This is a genomic window from Actinomadura sp. WAC 06369, from assembly GCF_003947565.1.
GTDB lineage: Bacteria > Actinomycetota > Actinomycetes > Streptosporangiales > Streptosporangiaceae > Spirillospora > Spirillospora rifamycini.
The window spans coordinates 1-3,226 of record NZ_QHJN01000330.1; the positions used below are offsets into that span (position 1 = coordinate 1).

Annotated in this window: 3 protein-coding genes and 1 pseudogene; 1 reads left to right on the forward strand and 3 read right to left on the reverse strand. The window is 76.8% G+C overall.

Annotated features, from left to right (window positions below):
* Positions 1 to 228: 228 nt before the first annotated feature.
* A complete protein-coding gene (locus DMH08_RS39080; protein WP_125621292.1) occupies positions 229 to 654 on the reverse strand; it encodes a VOC family protein in 426 nt (141 codons plus the stop codon).
* A gap of 118 nt (positions 655 to 772) precedes the next feature.
* Here DMH08_RS39080 and DMH08_RS39085 point away from each other — a divergent pair, with 118 nt between their 5' ends.
* Positions 773 to 1,774 (forward strand): helix-turn-helix transcriptional regulator, encoded by a 1,002-nt coding sequence (locus tag DMH08_RS39085; protein ID WP_125621294.1) that lies wholly within the window; start codon positions 773 to 775, stop codon positions 1,772 to 1,774.
* 67 nt (positions 1,775 to 1,841) lie between these two features.
* Here the strand turns inward: DMH08_RS39085 and DMH08_RS39090 are convergent, their stop codons facing one another.
* Positions 1,842 to 2,339, reverse strand: a complete 498-nt coding sequence (locus tag DMH08_RS39090; RefSeq protein WP_026401775.1) for a MarR family winged helix-turn-helix transcriptional regulator — start codon at positions 2,337 to 2,339, stop codon at positions 1,842 to 1,844.
* 87 nt (positions 2,340 to 2,426) lie between these two features.
* A pseudogene (locus DMH08_RS39095) lies at positions 2,427 to 3,226 on the reverse strand (FAD-binding protein); the annotation flags it as partial.

Sequence of the window (3,226 nt, forward strand, 5' to 3'; positions counted from 1 at the left end):
TGAGCAAGAAAGAGATCATCCGATGCCTCAAACGCTACATCGCCCGCGAGGTCTACCACGCCCTGGTCCCACCAGCAACCACCGTCAACGGCCTTGATCTAGCCGCTTGACATCTATAGGAGCATCCCGCCGACCCCGCCGGGCCGACCGTCCGGGCCCCGGCCCTCCGCACCGCCGGACCCGGACGGCCGAGCCCGTCCGGCCGGCCGGACGGCCGCACCCGGGCGGTCAGGCCGGCGGGGCGCCGGACGCGGCCAGCATCTCCAGGTAGTGCGGATTGCTCATGATCCCCAGCACGTTCCCGAACGGATCCACCACCGACGCGGTGACGAACCCCTCCCCGCGCACCGTGATCCCCTCGTGCACGGTCGCGCCCAGCTCCAGCAGCCGCCGCAGCGCCCCCTCCAGGTCGTCCACGTGCCAGCTCAGCAGCACCCCGCCCGGCCCCGGCGCGTGCCCCGGCGGCGCGAACCGCGCGTCGATCAGCCCCAGCTCGTCCAGCCGGTCGCCGATCCGGAACTCGTAGTACCCGACCGTCCCGTCCGGGCCCGCCTTGCTGAAGTACGGCTCGGTCCCCAGCAGCTCGGCGTACCAGCGGCGCGCCGCCTCCAGGTCGTCCGCCCACAGGCTCACGTTCGCCATCCCTCGCAGCATGTCCCCGCTCCTTCCGCTCGTCCCCGCCGGACGCGACGCCCGCACCCGGCCCGACGTCTCCGACGCTATGCCCGCATCAGGTCGGCGAACGTCCTAATGGGACGGCAGGATGGAAGCCATGCGCGACCCTTCCGGCAGGCTGCTGCGGCTGCTGTCCCTCCTGCAGACCCCACGCGAATGGCCGGGCGGCGAGCTCGCCGAGCGCCTGGGCGTCACGCCCCGCACCGTCCGCCGCGACATCGAGCGGCTCCGCGACCTCGGCTACCCCGTGCACGCGGCGCGCGGCAGCACCGGCGGCTACCGGCTCACCGCCGGAACCGCGATGCCCCCGCTGCTGCTGGACGACGACGAGGCCGTCGCGATCGCGATCGGGCTGCGCACCGCCGCCGCGGCCGCCGTCACCGGCGTCGCCGACAGCGGCCCCCGCGCCCTGGCCAAGCTCGAGCAGGTCCTGCCGCCCCGGCTGCGGCACCGCGTCGCCGCCCTCGCCGAAGCCGCCGTCGCCCTGCCCGCGCAGGACGCGCCCGCCGCCGACCCCGGCGTCCTGTCGGTCCTCGCCGCCGCCTGCGTCACCGGCGAGGACGTCCGCTTCGCCTACACCGCCGCGGACGGCGGCACCGGCCGCAGGCTGGCGCAGCCGCACCGCCTCGTCGCCGCCGGCCGCCGCTGGTACCTGGTCGCCCACGACGCCGACCGGGACGCCTGGCGCACCTTCCGCGCCGACCGCATCACCGAGGTGCACCGCAGCGGCATCCGCCGCCCCGCCCGCCGCCCGCCCGGCGGCGCCGACGCGGTGACCTGGGCGATGGACGCCCTGGCGGGCGGCTCGGGCACCATCCGCGCCCGCCTGCTGCTGCACGCCCCGATCGAGGAGGCCGCCCCGCGCGTCACCGCCTGGCAGGGCGTCCTGGAACCGGCCGGCGACGGCGCCTGCCTGCTGCACACCCACGGCGACACGCTGTGGTTCCTCGCGCACCGCATCACCGCGCTGCCCCTGGACTACACGCTGCTCGACCCGCCCGAACTCGCCGGGACGCTCACCGAGATCGCCGAGCGGGCCGCCCGCGCCGTCCGCCCCCGCCCGGACCCGCCGCCGGCGGCCGGACGAACCGAGCACTGAAACGGCCCCGCGCCCGGCCCCGCGCCCGGCCCGCGTCCCGCCCGCGTTCGCCCGGGGCGGGCCGCGGTCAGTCCGCGGTGTCGCCCAGCGACTCCAGCAGCGTGCGCAGCGTGTCCGCCAGCCGTTCCCGCTCCGCGGGCTCCAGTCCCGCCAGCAGCCGCGCCTCGTTCCGCACGTGCAGCCCGACGACCTCGTCCACCAGCGCCAGCCCGTCCCCGGTCAGCCGGATCCGCACCGACCGGCGGTCGCCGGCGTCGCGGACCCGCCGCACCAGCCCCCGCGCCTCCAGCCGGTCGATCCGGTTGGTGATCGCCCCCGAGGTGACCATGGACGTGCGCAGCAGCGCCCCCGCCGTCAGCTCGTACGGGGCGCCGGAGCGGCGCAGCGTCGCCAGCACGTCGAACTCCCAGTTCTCCAGCCCGTGCCCGGCGAAGAACTCCCGCAACTCCCGGTTCAGCAGCAGCTGCAGCCGGGAGATCCGCCCGATCACCCCCATCGGCGCCACGTCCACGTCGGGCCGCTCGCGCCGCCACTGCGCCAGGATGTCGTCCACCGCGTCCGCCATCGCCCCTCCTATCTCAACGTTGAGATTATCAACGGGCGCCGAACGGCGGGCGCGAACGGCGCGGCCGCTCCCGCGGGACGGCCGGCCCTACCCGGCGGGCGGGACCGGATGGTTCGCCCGCAGCAGGCCGTGCGGATCGAGCCGGGCCCGCAGCGCGGCCAGCCGCCCGCGGTCGGCCGCGGCGAACGCCGAGCGGACCTCGTCCGCGTCCAGCGGGCCGAAGGAGAAGTTCAGCGAGCACCCCAGCGCGTCGCCGGCGAACGGCGCGAGCGCGTCCCGGTGCGCCGCGCCCGCCAAATCCTCCTCGCCCGGCCCCACCGGCGACAGAACCGTCACCGCGAACGCCGCGTCCCGATGCCCCACGGCGTTCGGGACCTGCGGCCCGCGCGCCAGGGCGCCGCCCAGATGCCGCACGCCCGCCACGGTCATCACCGGCGCCGACGGCCCCGCCGCCTTCGCCAGCCCCGCCAGCGCACCGGAGTCCAGGTCGCCGACCAGGACGTTGCGCCCCCGGTAGGCGTGCGGCTCGGCGGGCTCGTCGAACACCGTTCCGGACTCGGCGAACGGCAGCTCGCGCAGCGTGTCCGACAGCACCGGCCCGAGGGCGCGCAGCGGCTCGGCCAGCCGGCTCCCCTCCGCCGCCGGCCCGGCGTAGGAGACGGCGACCTGCGCGACCTGCCGGCCGCGCAGCGGCGGGGGCATCGCCGGCAGGTCGGGATAGGTCAGCGTCGACACCGCCGAGGTCATCTCCTCGGGCGCCCCGGCCGCCCAGGCGCGCCGCGCCTCCAGCACGTCCGGAACCCGCTCGGCGTCGAACACCAGGCCGCCGCCGAAGATCCGGGCGACCGGGAACAGGGCGACCTCCATCCCGGTGACCACCCCGAACC

Coding starts and splice junctions, on each gene's coding strand:
- DMH08_RS39080 (WP_125621292.1), bottom strand. CDS start 654: ATGCTGCGAGGGATGGCGAACGTGAGCCTGTGGGCGGACGACCTGGAG.
- DMH08_RS39090 (WP_026401775.1), bottom strand. CDS start 2,339: ATGGCGGACGCGGTGGACGACATCCTGGCGCAGTGGCGGCGCGAGCGG.
- DMH08_RS39085 (WP_125621294.1), top strand. CDS start 773: ATGCGCGACCCTTCCGGCAGGCTGCTGCGGCTGCTGTCCCTCCTGCAG.